General features: G+C 54.3%; 19 protein-coding genes and 2 tRNA genes. 8 read left to right on the top strand and 13 right to left on the bottom strand.

Annotated features, from left to right (window positions below):
* Positions 1-64 precede the first annotated feature (64 nt).
* A tRNA-Gly gene (locus tag ABYP39_RS10400) sits at positions 65-140 on the top strand.
* A 129-nt stretch (positions 141-269) separates the two neighbouring features.
* On the opposite strand, the gene ABYP39_RS10405 is transcribed toward ABYP39_RS10400, so the two are convergent.
* Complete coding sequence (locus ABYP39_RS10405; protein WP_372747679.1) at positions 270-653, bottom strand: PA2817 family protein; 384 nt, start codon at positions 651-653, stop codon at positions 270-272.
* Between the two features lie 129 nt (positions 654-782).
* Between ABYP39_RS10405 and ABYP39_RS10410 the strand changes: the two genes are divergently transcribed.
* The 4 genes from ABYP39_RS10410 to ABYP39_RS10425 all read left to right on the top strand — a co-directional run bounded on the left by ABYP39_RS10410 (position 783) and on the right by ABYP39_RS10425 (position 4,538).
* Positions 783-1,706, top strand: coding sequence for an ABC transporter ATP-binding protein (locus ABYP39_RS10410; RefSeq protein ID WP_372747680.1), 924 nt, complete (start codon positions 783-785; stop codon positions 1,704-1,706).
* The gene (locus tag ABYP39_RS10415) at positions 1,703-2,476 is read left to right on the top strand and encodes an ABC transporter permease (RefSeq protein ID WP_372747681.1); all 774 of its coding nucleotides are present in this window, start codon (positions 1,703-1,705) and stop codon (positions 2,474-2,476) included. The genes ABYP39_RS10410 and ABYP39_RS10415 overlap by 4 nt, the downstream gene beginning before the upstream one ends.
* The gene (gene queF, locus ABYP39_RS10420) at positions 2,477-3,295 is read left to right on the top strand and encodes an NADPH-dependent 7-cyano-7-deazaguanine reductase QueF (RefSeq protein WP_372763720.1); all 819 of its coding nucleotides are present in this window, start codon (positions 2,477-2,479) and stop codon (positions 3,293-3,295) included. It abuts the gene before it with no gap.
* A 64-nt stretch (positions 3,296-3,359) separates the two neighbouring features.
* Positions 3,360-4,538 carry an alanine--glyoxylate aminotransferase family protein gene (locus tag ABYP39_RS10425; RefSeq protein WP_372747683.1) on the top strand — a complete coding sequence of 393 codons (1,179 nt, stop codon included), beginning with the start codon at positions 3,360-3,362 and terminating at the stop codon, positions 4,536-4,538.
* 41 nt (positions 4,539-4,579) lie between these two features.
* Here the strand turns inward: ABYP39_RS10425 and ABYP39_RS10430 are convergent, their stop codons facing one another.
* Positions 4,580-5,581 carry a M14 family metallopeptidase gene (locus ABYP39_RS10430; RefSeq protein ID WP_372747684.1) on the bottom strand — a complete coding sequence of 334 codons (1,002 nt, stop codon included), beginning with the start codon at positions 5,579-5,581 and terminating at the stop codon, positions 4,580-4,582.
* Positions 5,575-6,951, bottom strand: a complete 1,377-nt coding sequence (locus ABYP39_RS10435) for a glutamate-cysteine ligase family protein (RefSeq protein ID WP_372782435.1) — start codon at positions 6,949-6,951, stop codon at positions 5,575-5,577. Before ABYP39_RS10435 ends, ABYP39_RS10430 begins: the two co-directional genes overlap by 7 nt.
* A 191-nt stretch (positions 6,952-7,142) precedes the next feature.
* Between ABYP39_RS10435 and ABYP39_RS10440 the strand changes: the two genes are divergently transcribed.
* Positions 7,143-8,276 (top strand): PilT/PilU family type 4a pilus ATPase, encoded by a 1,134-nt coding sequence (locus ABYP39_RS10440; RefSeq protein ID WP_372747686.1) that lies wholly within the window; start codon positions 7,143-7,145, stop codon positions 8,274-8,276.
* Positions 8,277-8,364: 88 nt separating this feature from the next.
* Positions 8,365-9,225 (top strand): hypothetical protein, encoded by an 861-nt coding sequence (locus tag ABYP39_RS10445; protein WP_372747687.1) that lies wholly within the window; start codon positions 8,365-8,367, stop codon positions 9,223-9,225.
* On the opposite strand, the gene ABYP39_RS10450 is transcribed toward ABYP39_RS10445, so the two are convergent.
* The 9 genes from ABYP39_RS10450 to ABYP39_RS10490 all read right to left on the bottom strand — a co-directional run bounded on the left by ABYP39_RS10450 (position 9,218) and on the right by ABYP39_RS10490 (position 13,936).
* The gene (locus tag ABYP39_RS10450; protein WP_372747688.1) at positions 9,218-9,514 is read right to left on the bottom strand and encodes a 4a-hydroxytetrahydrobiopterin dehydratase; all 297 of its coding nucleotides are present in this window, start codon (positions 9,512-9,514) and stop codon (positions 9,218-9,220) included. The genes ABYP39_RS10445 and ABYP39_RS10450 overlap by 8 nt on opposite strands.
* Complete coding sequence (trmA, locus tag ABYP39_RS10455) at positions 9,511-10,608, bottom strand: tRNA (uridine(54)-C5)-methyltransferase TrmA (RefSeq protein ID WP_372747689.1); 1,098 nt, start codon at positions 10,606-10,608, stop codon at positions 9,511-9,513. The genes ABYP39_RS10450 and trmA overlap by 4 nt, the downstream gene beginning before the upstream one ends.
* 21 nt (positions 10,609-10,629) lie before the next feature.
* Positions 10,630-11,610: a glycosyl transferase family protein gene (locus ABYP39_RS10460; RefSeq protein WP_372782437.1), complete on the bottom strand. Its 981-nt coding sequence runs from the start codon at positions 11,608-11,610 to the stop codon at positions 10,630-10,632.
* A 13-nt stretch (positions 11,611-11,623) separates the two neighbouring features.
* Complete coding sequence (locus ABYP39_RS10465) at positions 11,624-11,935, bottom strand: TusE/DsrC/DsvC family sulfur relay protein (protein ID WP_372747691.1); 312 nt, start codon at positions 11,933-11,935, stop codon at positions 11,624-11,626.
* Position 11,936: 1 nt separating this feature from the next.
* Positions 11,937-12,221, bottom strand: a complete 285-nt coding sequence (gene tusB, locus ABYP39_RS10470; protein WP_372747692.1) for a sulfurtransferase complex subunit TusB — start codon at positions 12,219-12,221, stop codon at positions 11,937-11,939.
* On the bottom strand, positions 12,221-12,577 hold the full coding sequence (gene tusC / locus ABYP39_RS10475) for a sulfurtransferase complex subunit TusC (RefSeq protein WP_372782440.1): 357 nt from the start codon (positions 12,575-12,577) through the stop codon (positions 12,221-12,223). The genes tusB and tusC overlap by 1 nt, the downstream gene beginning before the upstream one ends.
* Positions 12,578-12,580: 3 nt before the next feature.
* A complete protein-coding gene (gene tusD, locus ABYP39_RS10480; protein ID WP_372747694.1) occupies positions 12,581-12,973 on the bottom strand; it encodes a sulfurtransferase complex subunit TusD in 393 nt (130 codons plus the stop codon).
* A 57-nt stretch (positions 12,974-13,030) separates the two neighbouring features.
* Complete coding sequence (locus ABYP39_RS10485) at positions 13,031-13,693, bottom strand: Bax inhibitor-1/YccA family protein (protein ID WP_372747695.1); 663 nt, start codon at positions 13,691-13,693, stop codon at positions 13,031-13,033.
* A 153-nt stretch (positions 13,694-13,846) separates the two neighbouring features.
* A tRNA-Ser gene (locus ABYP39_RS10490) sits at positions 13,847-13,936 on the bottom strand.
* A 142-nt stretch (positions 13,937-14,078) separates the two neighbouring features.
* On the opposite strand from ABYP39_RS10490, the gene ABYP39_RS10495 reads away from it, so the two are divergent.
* The gene (locus ABYP39_RS10495) at positions 14,079-15,107 is read left to right on the top strand and encodes an alpha/beta fold hydrolase (RefSeq protein ID WP_372747696.1); all 1,029 of its coding nucleotides are present in this window, start codon (positions 14,079-14,081) and stop codon (positions 15,105-15,107) included.
* A 45-nt stretch (positions 15,108-15,152) separates the two neighbouring features.
* On the opposite strand, the gene rne is transcribed toward ABYP39_RS10495, so the two are convergent.
* Entirely contained in the window at positions 15,153-17,933 is a 2,781-nt protein-coding gene (gene rne, locus ABYP39_RS10500) for a ribonuclease E (RefSeq protein ID WP_372782442.1), read from the bottom strand.
* Positions 17,934-17,999 lie beyond the last annotated feature (66 nt).

Raw genomic sequence — 17,999 nt, forward strand, 5'->3', positions numbered from 1 at the left:
AGGACACTGCCCTTTCACGGCAGTAACAGGGGTTCGAGTCCCCTAGGGGACGCCATTATTTTTGGCGGGAATAGCTCAGTTGGTAGAGCGCAACCTTGCCAAGGTTGAGGTCGCCGGTTCGAACCCGGTTTCCCGCTCCAAGAAAAAAGATAGGCCAAATAAAAAAGGTGCTCAATAGCACCTTTTTTTTTGCCTGCAGTAAATGGAATATCGGTGCGGCGATGGCCGCCAGCCTTTCTCTATCCAGCAATGGCAAGCGGCGCGATTGTTCAGTGCAGCCCGAAGGCCTGGGCGCGGAGATCGCTGTAATCGGCGTTCTCACCAGCCTCGTAATAGCGCTCTTCGAGCAGCTGAAATTTTTCGATCTCGTCGTCGGCGAGGTAGTGCAGGCAGTCGCCACCAAAAAACCAGAGTAGCTCGCGTGGGATGTGCGGCGTAAATGCTGGAAAGTGACTGACCAGTCGGCTAAGCAGGCGTTGTCCCAGTTCCAGATATTCGCTGCGCTCTTCCAGCGCACTGCCGGTGAGGGCTAGCAAATCCGCAGTTTCCTGGCGGCTTTGTTCATCGTGATCCGGTGTTTGATTGAGAAACGCGTTCAGTGTGCTGCTGAAGCTCTGGAAAACTTGCAAGTGGTAGTCGAAACGGTCTTTCACGCGATGCACCTCAGTTCTGCGGGTGTGCAGTGTATCGAACCGTTGCCTGCCGTGGCAAAATAGCCGACTTTCTCGTCGGGTATGCTCGGCGACATTCACTAAGCCATCATGACAATACGGATGAACTTTATGATCAAAGCTCTATCCATCCGCGGTTTGCGCAAAACCTACGACAACGGCTTCGAGGCCCTTAAGGGTATAGACCTTGATGTTGGGCAGGGGGATTTCTACGCCTTGCTGGGGCCTAACGGTGCTGGCAAGTCGACCACCATAGGCATTATCTGCTCGCTGGTCAAGAAATCGGGCGGCGACGTGCACGTGTTTGGGAAGTCCGTTACTGAGGAACCTGCTCAGGCAAAGAAATTTATCGGTTTGGTCCCGCAGGAGTTCAATTTCTCCAATTTTGAATCACTGTGGGACATTGTGCGTAACCAGGCAGGTTATTACGGTCTGCCGCGCAAACTGGCGGAAGAGCGAACTGAAAAATACTTGAAGAAACTTGGGCTGTGGGGCAAGCGGCACGACGCAGCGCGCATGCTTTCAGGCGGTATGAAGCGTCGTCTGATGATAGCCCGGGCTTTGGTGCATGAGCCTAAGCTGCTGATACTCGACGAGCCCACTGCCGGTGTTGATATAGAGCTGCGTCGTTCGATGTGGGATTTTCTGCGGGATATTAACCGTCAGGGCATTACGATTATTCTGACGACACACTATTTGGAAGAGGCTGAAAGCCTGTGTCGCCATATCGGTATAATAGATCAGGGGCGGATTATCGAAGATACCAATATGAAAGTGTTGCTGAAGCAATTGCAGCGTGAGGTCTTCATCTTTGATGTGGCCGGAGAGCTCCCCGATCCAGTTCAGGTGGAAGGTTTTGAGGCGCATCGTATCGACGAGCACTCTTTTGAGCTGAGCATTGATAAGTCAGTGAGTCTGAATGAGGTGTTTGACCGGCTGACACGAGCGGGATTACAGGTCACCAGCATGCGGAACAAGGCCAATCGGCTGGAAGAATTGTTTGTCGGTTTGTTGGCGCAAGGGGGGAAAGCATGAGCTTTAACGAGAAGTGGATAGCCTTTCTGACTATCGTGCGCAAGGAAGTGCGTCGTTTCATGCGGATCTGGATGCAAACGCTGTTGCCGCCAGCTATTACCATGACATTGTACTTTGTGATTTTTGGTACGCTGATCGGTTCTCGTATCGGTGAAATGGGTGGGTTCAATTACATTCAATTTGTCGTTCCCGGGTTAATCATGATGTCGGTCGTCACCAATTCCTATGCCAACGTGGTGTCGTCATTCTACGGAGCAAAGTTTCAGCGCTTTATCGAGGAAATACTGGTTTCTCCCATGTCGAACAGCATCGTTCTGTGGGGGTATGTGATTGGTGGTGTGGCTCGCGGCTTGCTGGTGGGCTTGATCGTAACCTTGTTGTCGCTGTTTTTTACTGAGTTGAACCTACATAGCGTTTGGGTAACGATTGCCATTGTTACGTTAACCTCCGTATTTTTCTCGTTGGCAGGCTTTATCAACGCTGTGTTTGCTAACAGTTTTGATGATGTATCCATTGTGCCCGTATTTGTGCTCACGCCGCTAACGTATCTGGGGGGCGTGTTTTACTCCATCGATATGCTGTCAGATTTCTGGGCTGGCGTGTCAAAGCTTAACCCCATGCTGTATATCGTGAACGCATTTCGCTACGGCATTCTCGGGGTTTCCGATGTAAATGTGGGTTGGGCATTCATCATGGTATTGTGCTTTACCGTTTTAGCTTACGTGTACTGTATGCACCTGCTGGCAAACAGCAAACGCCTGAGACAGTAAATGGTCGATTTTCGTGATCTGCCGTTAGGCAAGCACACGCAGTACCCGGATCAGTATGATCCAGGGCAGTTGAGACCTATTCCGCGCGCTCAGGGGCGAGCCGGGCTGGAGATTTCCACGTTGCCCATGCGCGGCAGTGACTGCTGGAATGCTTATGAGCTGTCGTGGCTCGACGCTGACGGAAAGCCGCAGGTAGCCTGCGGGCAGTTTGTTTTTTCGGCTGACTCTACGCATATGGTAGAGTCAAAATCGTTCAAGCTGTACCTGAATTCCCTGAACTCGACACGCTTTGATTCGCTGGAGAAGTTGACGGAAACACTACGGGGCGATTTATCTGCAGTGGTTGATGGTGAAGTCGTGGTAGAGGTGCTATTGCCCGCAACTTGGGCTGACCGTTATGCCGTGAGTGCAGCCGATGGAATCTGCCTGGATGGCCTGTCACTGACAGATATTGCAGCATCGCCAGATGCAGCGTTGATTAAACGTTCGGGCAAACGTGGTGAGGCTCGTTACTTTTCCGAGCTGTTTCGCTCTTGTTGTCCCGTTACCGGGCAGCCAGATTGGGCCACCATAGAGTTAGAGTGTCGTGGAGAATTGCCAGATCCTCAATCGCTGCTTGCTTATCTGACCAGCTTTCGCCAGAACAACGAATTTCATGAGCAGTGTGTTGAGCGTATGTTTTCAGATATCAGTCGGCGCCTGAACCTTGAAGCACTGACGGTTTACGCCCGCTATACACGGCGAGGTGGTCTGGATATTAATCCGCTGCGTTCTTCGCATGAAAACAGTAGACCCTTTAGACGATTGGCGCGGCAGTGATGCCCGGAATACATCCGGCTGGCATTGCCGGCCTGACAGATAGCTTACCGAGTAAGGAGACAGCATGATCAGTTCTTTTAAACCTGTTGCACGTACTTTGATGGGGCCCGGCCCGTCTGATGTGAATCCGCGCATTCTGGAAGCTCTGGGCAGAACCACTATTGGTCATCTCGATCCGCAGTTTATCGAGATGATGGACCAGATCAAACAGCTTCTTCAGTATGCCTTTCAGACCAAAAATGAGCTGACGCTGCCAGTTTCAGCCCCTGGCTCTGCGGGTATGGAAGCCTGTTTTGTCAACTTGCTGGAGCCCGGCGATAAAGCCATCGTTTGCATCAACGGTGTATTCGGCAATCGCATGGTTGAAAATGTTACGCGTTGCGGTGCTACCGCAGTAACTGTTGAGGACGATTGGGGCAAGCCTGTTGATCCCGCTAAAGTAGAAGCTGCATTGGTGGCCAACCCTGATGCAAAAGTGCTGTGTTTTGTTCACGCTGAAACGTCTACCGGTGCGCGTTCAGATGCGCAGGCGTTGGCCTCCTTAGCTCAAAAGCACGACTGTCTGACGATCGTCGATACGGTTACATCGCTTGGTGGAGTGGAGCTAAAGGTCGACGAGTGGGGGCTTGATGCGGTGTATTCCGGAACGCAAAAGTGCCTGTCCTGTACGCCAGGTCTGTCACCGGTCACCTTTAGCGATAAAGCAGCAGACGTTATACGCAATCGCAAAACACCTGTGCAAAGCTGGTTTCTCGATATGAATCTGGTCATGGGTTATTGGGGCGGCGGTGCCAAGCGTGCCTATCACCATACGGCGCCGATTAATGCGCTTTATGGTCTGCACGAGGCGCTGGTTATTCTGCGCGAAGAAGGCTTGGAGAATGCTTGGGCGCGGCATGCGAAGATGCACACAGCACTTGCAGCGGGTCTGGAGGCTCTGGGTATCGGCTTCGTGGTTGACGCTGATTACCGTTTGCCTCAGCTCAATGCAGTCACTATTCCTGAAGGTATCGACGATGCTACCGTGCGAGGCAAGTTGTTAAAGGATTTCAACCTTGAGATAGGTGCGGGTCTGGGGGCGTTGGCTGGTAAAGTGTGGCGCATCGGTTTGATGGGGCATAGTGCCAATGCCGAAAATGTATCGCTTTGCCTCGATGCGCTGGAAGCCGTATTGATCGAAGAGGGAGCCAATATTAACGCCGGCGCCGCAAGAAACGCCGCCGCATCAGCCTTGCTTTCCTGACCTGACTTCCGACCTGTCTGTGTCCAGGCAGGTCGGATAGCCTATCCTGCCAACGGGTAGGGTTCCATAATATATCCCACGCAATCCTGTTGTATCACTTTTTCATCGAGCGTAAGCATCGATGGTATAAAGGGACGACGCGTGAACAATCGATTGCCGTCACGATAAAAATACTCGCCAGTGACATCGCGTCCTGCATCATTTGAAACACTCAGGGTCGCATGTTCACTGTTGCAGTAGGCAAAGTGCGTATTGGGTTTCAGTCGGGTGAAATTCCAGTTATCCAGCGACATTGGCAGGGTGAAATCTGCGCTGGACGGAGAGTCGGCAAAATGAATGCTGCTGTCTGCCGGGACGCGCATTCTTGCCACCGTGTGAAATACCGAGCAATCCTCTAACTCAGACGTGGCGACGTCCAGGTCACCGTAAAGTCCGAATTCCAGCGTCGCAATCGCCTGCTCAATGCCTGAGGGTTCGCCGGCCAATCCGCACTCGAGGGTAACGGCGGGGCAGTATCGGGCCATGTTGTTGGCCAGTACCTGATGAGGCTCGGAGAAAAAGACGATAGTGTTACTAAAAGACTGGGCCAGGCTCACAAAGCGTCTGTCGACATGGTTTATACAGGCGTATAGGGGATTTCTTCCGGTATTGTTGTGTATGTCGACGGCGGCAACCGGGCCGGTGTTAGCAACGTAATCAAGTACCTGCTGGGCCAGGCGGTGTTCAGCCAGTTCTCCCCCAGCCCAGATCCGGTTGTAGTCCGGCTGGTTTTTCAGCCTTCTTGCACCCTTTTCAGCGGCGGCAGTATTGCCGACAAAGATGATCAGATCTCTTGGCAGGCTTGCCTTGGATTTCAACAAAGCCTGTACAGCGGGCAAGCCCGTTGTTTCATTGCCGTGAAGCAAAATGGAAACGAACAGTGGTGCAGCTTGCTTACCTTTCAGGTGGATCAGTGTCGGCCCGCCCAGTATGGCGTGTAGCTCAGTGGCGCGACAATTCAACAGGCGTTCCGGAAGGGTTGTGAGTAATGAGAGTGCTACCACGTGTACACCGCTCCCCGTTTGCCGTTTTCCAGATAAGCCGCCATCAAGTGCTGCAAGTTTCGGTTATGCGACAGATAGAAGTTGCGTTGCCATATGGCGCCGGTTTGTTGGCGGCGCACGCGTTCACCGACCACTTCGTTTACATAGTAGTTGGCGTCGGCACGGTCAAAGCCGACCGTTTCCATGTGCTTTCTGGCAGCAGGGATCAGCTCGTCGAGCAGTAGTTTGTCTAGTGGCACCTGCTCGCGGCCGTCCCAGCTTAATTTGGCGCGCAGACCGTAACGCGCCGCGCGATAGAAGTTTTGTCTTGCAGCGGCAAAGCTGATCGCCGGTCTTCTGTGTGCGAGCCATCCGACAAGGCCGTAAAAGAAGGCGATATTTGCTACGCAGTCGGTGATCGTTGGTCCCGCTGGCAGTGTTCTGTGTTCCAACCTGAATTGCAGTTGTGATTGGTCGTTCACCTTCAGTAATGCCCGATTCCACCGCCAGATGGTGCCATTGTGAAGCTGGAGGTGAGCAAAGGGTGCATTCTGGTTTTGATTGAAAAGGAAGGGGAGCAGTACCGGGTAGGCCACCATATTTTCTTCGAAAATCTCGATAACAGAATGCTTCAGGTAGCTACTGCCAAAGTTTACGCGCTGCACAACTTCGCCGTGTTCGCCGAGAAAACACGGTACTGCGACCGATTGTTCAAACAGGGGTATCCGGCTTTCATCCCACAGTAACTTGCCAAAGACCAGTGGAGAGTTTGCGCAGGCCGCGACTAGAGGTGCAGAGGCGAGCAGGCTTGCGTTGTAGTAAGCTGCGAAGTCGTCGGGTGCCAGTTGCAGATGGATTTGTAGAGAGGTCGTGGATGCTTCAGTCATGACATCGTTGTGTTGCACAGTCAGCGAGTCGTAGTCGCTCTCTATATGAATGTCCAGGGGGCGAAAGCGTCGACCTTTCAGGATTTGCTGGTTGAGTGCCTGGTAGCGTCGCAGCGGCGAGACGTTGCCCATATGCAGGTCGTCATCGCGTAAGCTTGGTAGTACGCCGGCCAGGCAAAGGTCGAGGTTATGCTGGGCTGCCACCTGTAGGCAATGATTCCAGCGCTCGGTTAGCGCGCTCGCAATAGCGCTAAGCATATTGGTGTCAGCGGCGAACGGCGGGGTATTCACTTCGATATTGAATTTAGCCAGTTCCGGCACCACCATCGGGTCGTTCAGTGATTTGATGAGGAGCTCATTTTGGCTGGCTGGCCGCAGGTGCTTATCAATCAGGCACGCCTCAAGCTCCAGGCCAGATGTGCCGGTGTGGCTGTCGGTTCGCCCTGACTCCAGCCATTCCCGAAGCAGGGCGGTCTCCTGCGACAGTTGGCTCTTAAACGCCATAAAATCGGCTGTCGTAAATTCGCAGCTCTCAATTTCCTGTCCCACGTAATAGCCCCGCACACTGTGGCTTTCCCTGAAGTGTAGATGCGCGCGCCGAGTTCGTCAGCCTATCTGCGCTGGCATCGAGCCTTAAATAGGGGGAAAATGTCGGGCCTCCAACACCAACAATAAGCAGTAGGGGATTCGCGCGTATGCAATTCACCGATTACCTGAAGATTCTCGCCAAAAATGACGGTTCAGATCTTTACCTAAGTACCGGCGCACCGCCGTGTGCGAAGTTTCAGGGGGTGTTGAAGCCGCTATCCAAGGAGGGGCTGGGGGCTGGGCAGATCAAGGACATTGCAAACGAGATCATGGACGAAGAGCAGCAGGAAATTTTTGAGCGGGAGCTGGAGATGAATCTAGCAACCTCTGTGCCAGGCGTGGGTCGATTTCGTATCAATATCTTCAAGCAGCGCAATGAGGTATCGATTGTTGCGCGCAACATTGTCACCGAGATTCCCAAGTTCGACGACCTGAAACTGCCGGAAGTCCTGAAAGATGTGATTATGACAAAACGTGGCCTGGTGCTCTTTGTGGGTGGCACAGGCAGCGGTAAATCCACGTCATTGGCGGCGCTGATTGACCACCGAAACAGCAACAGCGGTGGCCACATCATCACCATTGAAGATCCCATCGAATTTGTGCACAAGCACAAGAAATCTATTATCAATCAACGCGAAGTGGGCGTTGATACTCGCTCCTTTGCCGCGGCGCTCAAGAACACCCTGCGGCAGGCGCCGGATGTGATTCTGATTGGTGAGATCCGTGACCGGGAAACCATGGAGCATGCGCTGGCCTTTGCAGAAACGGGCCACTTGGCCATTTCAACCCTGCATGCCAATAATGCCAACCAGGCCCTTGATCGTATTATTAACTTCTTTCCAGAGGAGCGGCGCACCCAGTTGCTCACCGATCTGGGGATGAACTTGCGCGCCTTTGTTTCACAGCGACTGGTGCGCACGGTGGACGGCAAGCGCGCAGCGGCGGTGGAGGTCTTGCTGGGCACTGCCACCATTCAGGAGCTTATACTGCGAGGTGAGCTCGACAGCATTAAAGAAATCATGGAAAAGTCCGAGCAGCTGGGAATGCAAACCTTTGATTCTGCGCTGTTTAAACTATACAAAGAAGGTCGTATTTCGCTGGACGAAGCCATAAAAAATGCAGACTCTGCGAACAATCTGCGACTTCGAATCAAGTTGGACTCCGGTGGCGGCCAGGGTAGTTCCCGGTTGAGTAATCTGGCGCTGGAGGATATCCCTGTCGACGAGGACGAACCGAGCTAGTGTTGGCCGTCTGTGTTCGAGGTCCGCTTGATTGTCTATTGGATGTATATCCAGTAATCTTCAGTGATCTCAATAACTGGCCCTGACCATGAGTGACGACAAGGTTTCCACAACCGCACTGGCAAAGGCGCTTGAAGTGCCGGTTCAACAATTATTTGGCACCCTGAAAGACTACGACTGGATTCGCAAAGTGGCGGATGGCTGGGCGTTGACGCCCAAAGGTGAGTTTGAAGGTGGTGAGTACCGCAACAGTAAGCGCTATGGTCGCTACATTGTCTGGCCGGTTTCGCTTGAAGAGCACCCGATGCTGCGGGCGCTGGAAGACAATAAAATGCTGTCCGGGGCTGCGCTGGGGCAACCGCACGGGCTTAGCGGCCGGGCCGTCAATCGGGTGTTGGCGGAGCTGGGCTGGCAGCGCCGAGATGCTCATGGTTGGATGCTGCTGCCGAGCGGTAAGCAGCAGGGTGGGGTGCAGCTGGAAAACCGTCAGAGTGACATGCTCTATGTGCTTTGGCCGGAGACCGTAACAGACAACAGCGTGCTGAAAAGGCGATTACAGGAAGTGGCTTGTGCGGGCTCGCGTGACATGGAAAACGACTTGTTTGCGGGTGAGAAGGGCGTCGTCAGCATTGATGGGCACACGCATGAGCGATCTGAGCTACAGCAAATCTGCCAGTGGCTCTATCTCGCCGGGGTGTTGCATGCAACCAGACGCACCTTGCCCGTAGAGGAAAATCTGGTAGCGGATTTCTTTTTGCCAGGGCAGCAAGTCTATATCGACTTTTGGGCGACTGATGCGAGCCCAACGTCCTTGAAAGCCCAGATGCGGCGCGCTGAGATATACAAAAAACTAGGGTTGAACAGTATTGAGTTGCACCCGGAGGATATTGAGCAGCTCGACGATGTTATGCCGCGCCAGCTGCTCAAATATGGGGTGCAGTTTAGTTAGTTTCGGTGGTGAAGTGCTCGTCAATCTGTTTGGCGAGTGTGATATCGCGCATCGAGATGCCGCCCAGGTCATGAGTGGTCAATTCGATATCTACCCGGTTATAGACGTTACTCCATTCGGGGTGGTGGTCCATTTTTTCTGCAAGCATGGCAACCTGTGACATAAAGCCAAAGGCGCTTACAAAATCCCGGAATTTGAACTGACGGTAGAGCTTGTCTTCGCGCACAGTCCAGCCTGGCAGTTCCGCCATTACGTCTTGTAGCTGGGATTCACTGAATCGGGTTGTCATAGGGTTTTACGCTCCAAAAAAACGCCACATTCCATATGTGTTGTATAGGGAAACTGATCGAAAAAAGCCAGTGACTGTATGTGATGATCTTGGCACAAATACATTAAATCGCGCGCCAGGGTTACCGGGTTGCAGGATATATACAGTATTCGCTCAAACCCGCCGATAAACTCGCGGGTAAAGTCGTCTAGGCCAGCGCGCGGAGGGTCGACGAAAACAGTGTTGAGCTTGTAATCGTCAAGGTCGAGGTGCGCTAATCGGCGAAAGGGGCGTACTTTTTTCAGCGCTTGAGAGATTTCTTCCGCCGACAGCCTGGCAAATTCAATGTTGCTTATAGCGTTTATTTCGCAGTTTTCAATGGCTGCTCGGGTAGCGGTTTTGGAAACCTCTGTGGCAAGCACTTTGTCGAAATAGCGCGACAGGGGCAAGGTAAAGTTGCCGCATCCACAATACAGTTCCAGCAGGTCATCGTCCCTGGCACCACTCACCTGTTTGCAGGCCCAGCTGATCATTTGCTCGTTTACCCGTGCATTAGGTTGGGTGAAGCTGTTCTCATAGTGCCTGAAGGTAAAGTCGCGATTGTCAGCGTGTAGCGTTTCGGTGATAAAAGCCTTGTTCAGGACCAGTTGTTGTTTACGGCTGCGACCGATCACTGAGATTGAAAAGGCTTCCATTAATGTTTGGGCTGCTTGTTGCCACGCATCGTCCAGTGGTCGGTGATAGATCAGTGTCACGAGCAATTCGCCGCTGAGTCCGGACAGAAACTCGACTTGAAACAGACGGTGCGTCAGAGCTTCGGATTGCGCGATGGCTTGTCGCAAGGGCTCCATGACGTTGGCGATACGTTCACAGGCAATTGGAAAGTGCTCGATGACGACTGCCTTGCGGTCGCCGGTTTTGCGGAACATGACATAACGGGGCTCGCCGTCAATGTGTTGAATTCGAAACTCTGCACGCATCCGAAAATGATCTGGTGCAGATGGAAAAATGTCGGCTTCCGGTGCCCCTAAAGCCTGAAACTCCGGTGTTATGCGTGCAACCTTTTCCTTCAGCAGTTCATTGTAGTTGGCGGGGTTGAAATCACTAAGTGGCATTGGTGGCTCAATAGGCAATAGTTAAATGCGCTGGCCCAGGCGCGACTGCCAAAGATCATTGGCTTGGCGATGGGCCTCGTCGGGTTTGGTGGTCTTGCCCAGTGCACGCAGGGCAATGGCAAGCGTACCGATAACGGCCTGTTCGCCATAGGTGTCGGTAGCGGTGCCCTGCCAGCACGCTTTCAGGTAGTCCAGAGGCAGAGTGTCGAGTTTATCCTGGCGACCGGAGAGCAAGCGCGGCCACTCTTCAACAGTGGGGTTGTTGTTTAGCAGCAGATGCAGTTTAAGGTCAGCTTCGGGGCGACGTTCAGCCTCGCCGGCCTCGCCCTTAAACACAACGGCATTTTCCTGCCCCAGCAACTGCGCGGCCCGCTGGTGGCTATCTGCATACGCGGGGTGAAAAATACTTTGCATAGAGCACCGCGCGCCGACGGGGTTGATGAGTCGGGTTAGTGTATTGACTGGTGATCGCAGACCAAACAGATTGCGTAGATCGATGATGCGCTGCAGTGGTTCGCAGAAGCTGCGCAGCGGAACAAAGGCGAAGTTGCTTTGGGCTAGTGCGGCCTCTGCGTCTGCCCAGTTTTCGCAGGGCGCATGCCCCAGCGCGCCGAGAGCTTGCTCAGAATACAAGCGTCCGGCGGTATGGCCTGCAGCACCATGCATCAATACACGGTATCCGGCCATGGCAAGGGTGAGTGCTGCCAGCAGGTACCAAGGATGTTGCCGTCGTTTTCCGGCGTAGCTTGCCCAGTCGAGGTCGACCTGGAAACTGGGGCGTTGGATATGCGCACGTACTGCGCTGACAAAGCCGGCTAATTCTTCGGGACTTTCCTCCTTGACGCGCAAAAGCATCAAGAAGGCGCCAAGTTGAACGGGCTCCACTTCTCCGCGCAGAATCATGCCAAAAGCCTCTTGGGCTTCCTCAAAATCCAGCGACCGGGAGCCGGTTTTACCTTTTCCCAGAATGCGCACATAGGGCGCAAATGCGTGTTCGGACATGGTATTGATAAGCCTACAGGCAGTTTTCAGGGCGGGGCAGGCCGGCTATCTTGCTCAATAACTTGGCGGGGCTGCCCGGAAAAAGTTTCAGAAAATGCAGGCTGTTGCCTTTGTTCGGCCCGAGTTCCTGCTGCGCATATTTTACCAGAGGGCGCATGGCTGGCGAGTGGTCAAACTCGCGATAAAACGCCTGAATCAGTGCTATCAGCTCCCAGTGCTCTGGGGTCAGGATGATAGATTCGGCTGCAGCCAATTGGGTCGCGACATCACGGTTCCAATCTGCGAGGTTAAGCAGGTAGCCTTCATCGTCGGTGGCCAATGGCATATCAAAACCAGCTTTGCGTGTGGCGATGTTGCGCACAGAGCTCTACCAGCTCGCTGTAGTCGATAAGCTTCACACTGGCGTGCATGCGCTCGATAAGGCCTCTCTCTGCGACCTCGTCACGCAGTGCATAAAGATTCATGGCCGCCCCTGAGGGTCCTTGCCCGGCGTAAACGGCGTCATGCATCAGAACAATGTGGTCATTGGCGTGACAGACCCTAAGGCAGTCGCGGTAGGCGCTGCTAGCGCTGGGCGAGGTTTGCACAAGGTGTACGATTGCATCTTCCATCAGATGGTCAGCACCCTGTCATAGTTGGCACACAGCTGGCTTATTTCTGAAGGCTGGCAAAGCTGTACCGGCATAGAAAGATCTTTTTGTGATAGGTGGCGACTGTCCAGTGATTGCTGGTTAACCAGCAGGGGTCCCACGTCATAGAGCGGCAGGGAGGATAGAAGTGACTCCACATTCTTGCTGCCGCTGGCGGTAGTGTCCTGATGGCGCAATAACTGGTACACACCATCATCGGTAAAGAGCATTGCAACCTTTAGGTCAAAAGCGCTCGCCGCCAATGCAATGTCGATGGCTTCACGTGCGTAGCTGGTGCCGTAAGGGGCTTTTCTGCAAATCATGAGCAACGATGACATGCGCTAGCCTCCAAATGTGACAATACGATCGGATAGCAGCATGGCTTCGACCCATTGGCCCAATCCTGACAATTCAAAGCCTTCCAGCATGTTGCTGCCGTCTAATCGATAGCGTTCGGCTTCGCGCTGATCGACAATGCCACGGCGCAAAGCGCTGGAAACACACAACACCATATCCACGTTGTGTTGCTTCGCGAAGCCTTGCCATTCGAGAGGAAGGCAGGCCTGATCCTGTGGCGCGACGGTAAGTCGGTTGCCGGTCGCTACCGCGTCGTGAAAGAAAAAAACACGAAACAGCTCGTGGCCGCCGGCGATACTGGCTTGGGCGAACTTGAGCGCTGAAGCCACCGCCGGCGACGATTGTGGTGAGCCGAGAATAAGCAGGGAAAATTTCATTTGTGCAAAAAGCCCCGGATTACCGGGGCTTTTGGGTGCGGTTGAATGGCCGGCGACCTAGTCGTCACCAGACAGGGCCATCAGGATATGCAGCAGGCTGATAAACAGGTTGTAAATGGATGCATACAGCGTGATGGTCGCAAGGATGTAGTTGCGCTCACCGCCATTTACGATCTGCCCAGTCTGAAACAGGATCAGTGCGCTGGAAAACAGCATAAAGCCGGCAGAAAGAGCCAGGTGCAGTGCCGGCATTTTGAAGACCAGCACGGCGACGACACCCAGTAGCAGGACGATAGCGCCCGCGGTGATAAAGCCCGCGAGGAAGGAAAAATCCTTTTTGGTGGTGATCGCATAGGCTGATAGACCCAGGAAGATGACGGCAGTACCACCCAGCGCTTGCATGACCAATTCTGAGCCAACACTGCTTTGCGTGAGAGCACCGATCAGCGGTCCAATGGCATAGCCCACAAAGCCGGTGAAGCCAAATACCGCGAGCAGGCCCCAGGCGCTGTTGGCCAGCATCTGCGCCAGAAACGACAGGCCGATAAAGCCGCCCAGAAACACCCATGGGTTGAGTGGGGCTGCGCCGCGTGCGAGAAAGGCAGTGAATGCGCTGAAGGCAAGCGTCATAGCCAGCAGCATGTAAGTATTTTTCAGTACCTTATTGGTCCCGACGACTTCAATGCCGGCAGGTGAATGAGCGACGGTTCTATCTTGCATCGAAAACTCCGCGATTGGTTCGAATTGCTTAAATCATACTGTGCGCAGCGCCAAAAGCAAGGTTTATAGGAGGGCGCTAAGCATTTGAATCAGCTCTTGATTTAGAGGCTGGATTTGCTGGGAAGTTCAGAGGATTGGGTACTAGGAGAAAGATGGCGGAGGGGCAGGGATTTGAACCCTGGGTGGGCGTTAACCCACGCCGGTTTTCAAGACCGGTGCATTCAACCACTCTGCCACCCCTCCGCGGCAGACCGCAATTATACAGAGCTCGTTTCGACAAACAAGCATAAGAACAGACGATTCAGTGACTTTAGTAAGGAAAGTAGAGTTTTTGATTAACTACTGAGCAGTGCGCGGGAAAGCGTGTGGCCGAGGCGACGGTGCAATGGAACGAAAAACGATCAATGTCGGGCGCGACCAGCAGATTTCCTGCCTAGTGGCGGATCACAGCGACGGGCGAGGCGAGTTGTTGCTCTTCTGTCATGGTTTCCCCGGGCTGGCTTTTAGTTGGCGCCATCAATTGCGTTATTTTGCGCGTGCGGGCTACGTAGCAGTGGCGCTGGATATGCGCGGCTATGGCGACAGCAGTGCGCCGGAGGATGTGGCGGACTATTCGCTGGATCATATACGTCACGATCTGCTTGCTGTGCTGGCGCATTTTGGGCGCTCCAGAGCAGTTTTTGTAGGGCATGATTTCGGCGCGCCAGTGGTGTGGAATATGGCGTTGCATGAGCCTGAATCTGTAGTCGCATTGGTGGTCCTCAGTGTGCCCTACGATTTTGACTATTACGGTCGCAGAGGGTTGGCGCCTGCTCAGTCAACGATGCCGCCTACGCAGCAGTTTTCGCAGGTGGCGCAAGAGCATTTTCTTCACGCCCACTATTTTCAATCGCCAGGTGTCGCGGAGCGGGAGCTCGATGCGAACTGTAGTCGTTTTCTAAGTCGACTGTTCTGGAGTCTGAGTGCTCGGGGTGCGTTACTAGGCAGCTTTGCGTCGGCCCCGGGTACGGCAGGGTACCTTGACGTTTTACCGCCGGCAGGTATGAATCTGCCGTGGTCGTGGCTCAGTCAGGCTGATTTTGCGGTGTACGCAGACATGTTTTCGCGTACCGGATTTCGCGGCGCATTGAATTGGTATCGGGTCGCAGATATCAATTGGCAGCTCAATAAGCGTTACGTTGGCCAATCCATAGATGTGCCGGTGAGCTTTATTGCAGGGAGTAATGATCCAGTATTAACCATGAGTGGGGAGGGTGCGCTCGCCTTTATGGCCGAACGGGTACCAGGTTTGGAAGTGCGGATCGTTGATGGTGCCGGGCATTGGGTGCAGCAGGAACAGGCCGAGGAGGTTAATGCTGAAATGAGCCGGTTTTTACAGTCTGTGTATTCGAGAGAAAAGAAAAACGGCCGTTAGTGTGACTAACGGCCGTTTAATGCAGTATTTTCCGGAGTGCTGAAATCAGCGATTGCGTGGATCGTTGATCGCGCGCGGTGGAATCTCCCGATCCGGATCCGGGCTTGCCATGGCGCTTCTGTCCAGTTCAGCGGGTAGAGGCGAACTGGTCGAAATACTGACCTGTGTAACCGGCTTGGGGTTCTCGCGCGGATCATTCGCTGCCCGACCGCGTGCGGCGGGTGGAACAACTGCTTTCCGAGTTGGTGCCGGCTCATTTGCCGTTTTGCTGACGGGAGCCTGTGCTGCCGGCTTGGGGGCTGGCTGCTCCTCGCGCGAAGCGTCGGCAGCGTTGTCCAGTGCCGACGTTTCGGCTGCGGCGCTACTGGCTTTTGTTGCTTGCGCGGCCTCAGGCGCCTTTTCTGCAGCTACCTCTGTCTCCACCGCTGGGGTACTTGGTTTCTCAGTTGCGGCTGCTTCAGCGGGCTCTTCCTCGCTGGTTGCTGCGGGCTTGGGCTCGGTTTTCGTCGGCTTGGGCTCGACAGTTTCCTCTTTGGAGTTATGCGTTTCCTGTTTGGGGTCGCTAACTTCTGGTTTGGTGGTGGCCTGTTCCTGTTGTGGTTCGGCCTGCGATTGTGATTGCTGCGCTATCGGCGCCGTAGACTTTGACTGCTCGGCGCTAACCGGATCTGCTTTGGGCTGCTCTTCGGTCTGGGCAGCGGGTGTGCCAGCATCGTTGGGCAATGCAATGGCTTCCTCGCGCTTGCGATCGTTCTTTTGACGCGGCTTGCGATTGCTTGGACGGCGCTGCGGGCGATTTTCATCGCGCTTGTCGTTGTCGTTTGCAGCGTCATCTTTCTGCCGAGGCTCGCTGGGCTTGTCGGTGTTTTTGTTAGCGGGCTTTTCAGCCTGTCTGCTGTCGTTTGTCTGATCGCCACGATTGCGCCGGTTGTCGCTGCTGCGGCCCTCGCCATCGCGACGGTTGCGGTTGCGATTACGGTTGCGATTGCGGTTGCGCTGCTGTGGTTTGTTCGTGTCAGACTCGGGTTCAGGTGTGGGCTCAGTCTTTGGTGTGGGCGCCACGCGGGTATCGATTTCCTCGGCCTGGAAGAAGGTGCTGAGGCTGGACACTATTTTCTTGAATAGCCCAGGGCCGCTCTCCTGGCTTGTGCTGGCCGCAGCCGGTGCTGGGGTAGCTGTTGCTGCAGGCTCTTGCGGCTCGCTGCGCTGGGGGGCGGGTGCTCGGGGCGCCAGTCCGGAAACAGCGGCCTGTTGAATGGGCGGCAATTCCTCGTCTTTGGCTTCCTGTTCTTCTTGGGCAGTTTCCAGTTCGCTGGTGATTTTGTAGCTGACCAACTCTTCCTCGCCAACGTCGCTCTCGCGCAGGCGCTGCACTTCAAAATGTGGGGTTTCGAGGTTGATGGACGGAATGACAACAACCCGTACTCCGGCGCGGTTTTCGATTTCATGAATCGGCACGCGCTTTTCGTTCAACAGGTAAGACGCCACGGTCACTGGAACGATAGCGCGAACTTCGGCGCTTTTTTCTTTGGTAGCCTCCTCTTCGAGCAGGCGCAGAATAGACAGTGCCAGTGATTTGGTATCACGAATGGTTCCGTGCCCTTCACAGCGCGGACAAACCTTCGCGCTGGTTTCGCCCAGTGAGGGGCGCAGGCGTTGGCGCGACATTTCCAGTAGGCCAAAGCGTGAAATCCGGCCAAGCTGAACGCGCGCGCGGTCTGGCTCCAGTGCATCACGCATGCGGGTTTCCACTTCGCGCTGATTGCGCGGCGCCATCATGTCGATAAAGTCGATGACGATCAGGCCGCCAATATCACGCAGGCGCAGCTGGCGAGCGATTTCATCGGCCGCCTCGAGGTTGGTCTGCAGGGCGGTTTCTTCGATATCGCCGCCTTTGGTTGCCCGTGCGGAGTTGATGTCGATGGAAACCAGTGCTTCCGTTGGGTCGATCACCACAGAGCCGCCAGAGGGCAGGTGCACTTCGCGCTGGAAAGCCGATTCGATCTGGCTTTCAATCTGGTAGCGGTTGAACAGAGGAACCGGGTCTTTGTAGAGGCGGATCTTGTTCTTGTATTGAGGCATTACCTGCTCGACAAAGGCTTTCGCCTCTTCGAAAGAGGTTTCGTTGTCGATCAGAACCTGGTCAATATCGTCGCGCAGGTAGTCGCGGATGGCGCGAATGATGACATTGCTTTCCTGCAGGATCAGCAGGGGGGCTTTGTTTTCGTCTGAGGCTTTGCTGATGGCGCTCCACAGGTGCAGCAGGTAATCCAGATCCCATTGCAGCTCTTCAGAAGAGCGGCCAATGCCGGCGGTGCGCACAATCACGCCCATGCCATCGGGAATGCTGATGGAGCTTAGAGCTTCGCGCAGCTGGGTGCGATCTTCGCCTTCAATGCGACGTGATATGCCGCCTGCGCGAGGATTGTTGGGCATCAGCACCATGTAGCGGCCCGCGAGGCTGATGAAGGTAGTGAGTGCAGCGCCTTTGTTGCCGCGCTCTTCCTTTTCTACCTGCACGATGATTTGGGTGCCTTCTTTGACGACATCCTTGATTTTGACGCGGCCTTCAACCTCGGAGGGTGAGCGGTAGAAGTACTCTTTGGAGATTTCTTTCAGTGGCAAAAAACCGTGGCGCTCGGCGCCGAAATCAACAAACGCGGCTTCAAGGCTGGGTTCTACGCGGGTGATCGTGCCTTTGTAGACATTGGCTTTTTTCTGGATACGAGTACGGTTTTCGATGTCGAGATCGTAAAGCCGCTGCCCGTCGACGAGGGCGACACGCAACTCTTCTGGCTGCGTGGCGTTAATGAGCATTCTTTTCATTTGGTAAATCCTTGTAATTGAAGGATTTACCGCAGTGTTACTCGAGCTGAGACAGACTACAGTAGC

The organism is Litorivivens sp. (genome assembly GCF_041625495.1).
Lineage (GTDB): Bacteria > Pseudomonadota > Gammaproteobacteria > Pseudomonadales > Spongiibacteraceae > Litorivivens.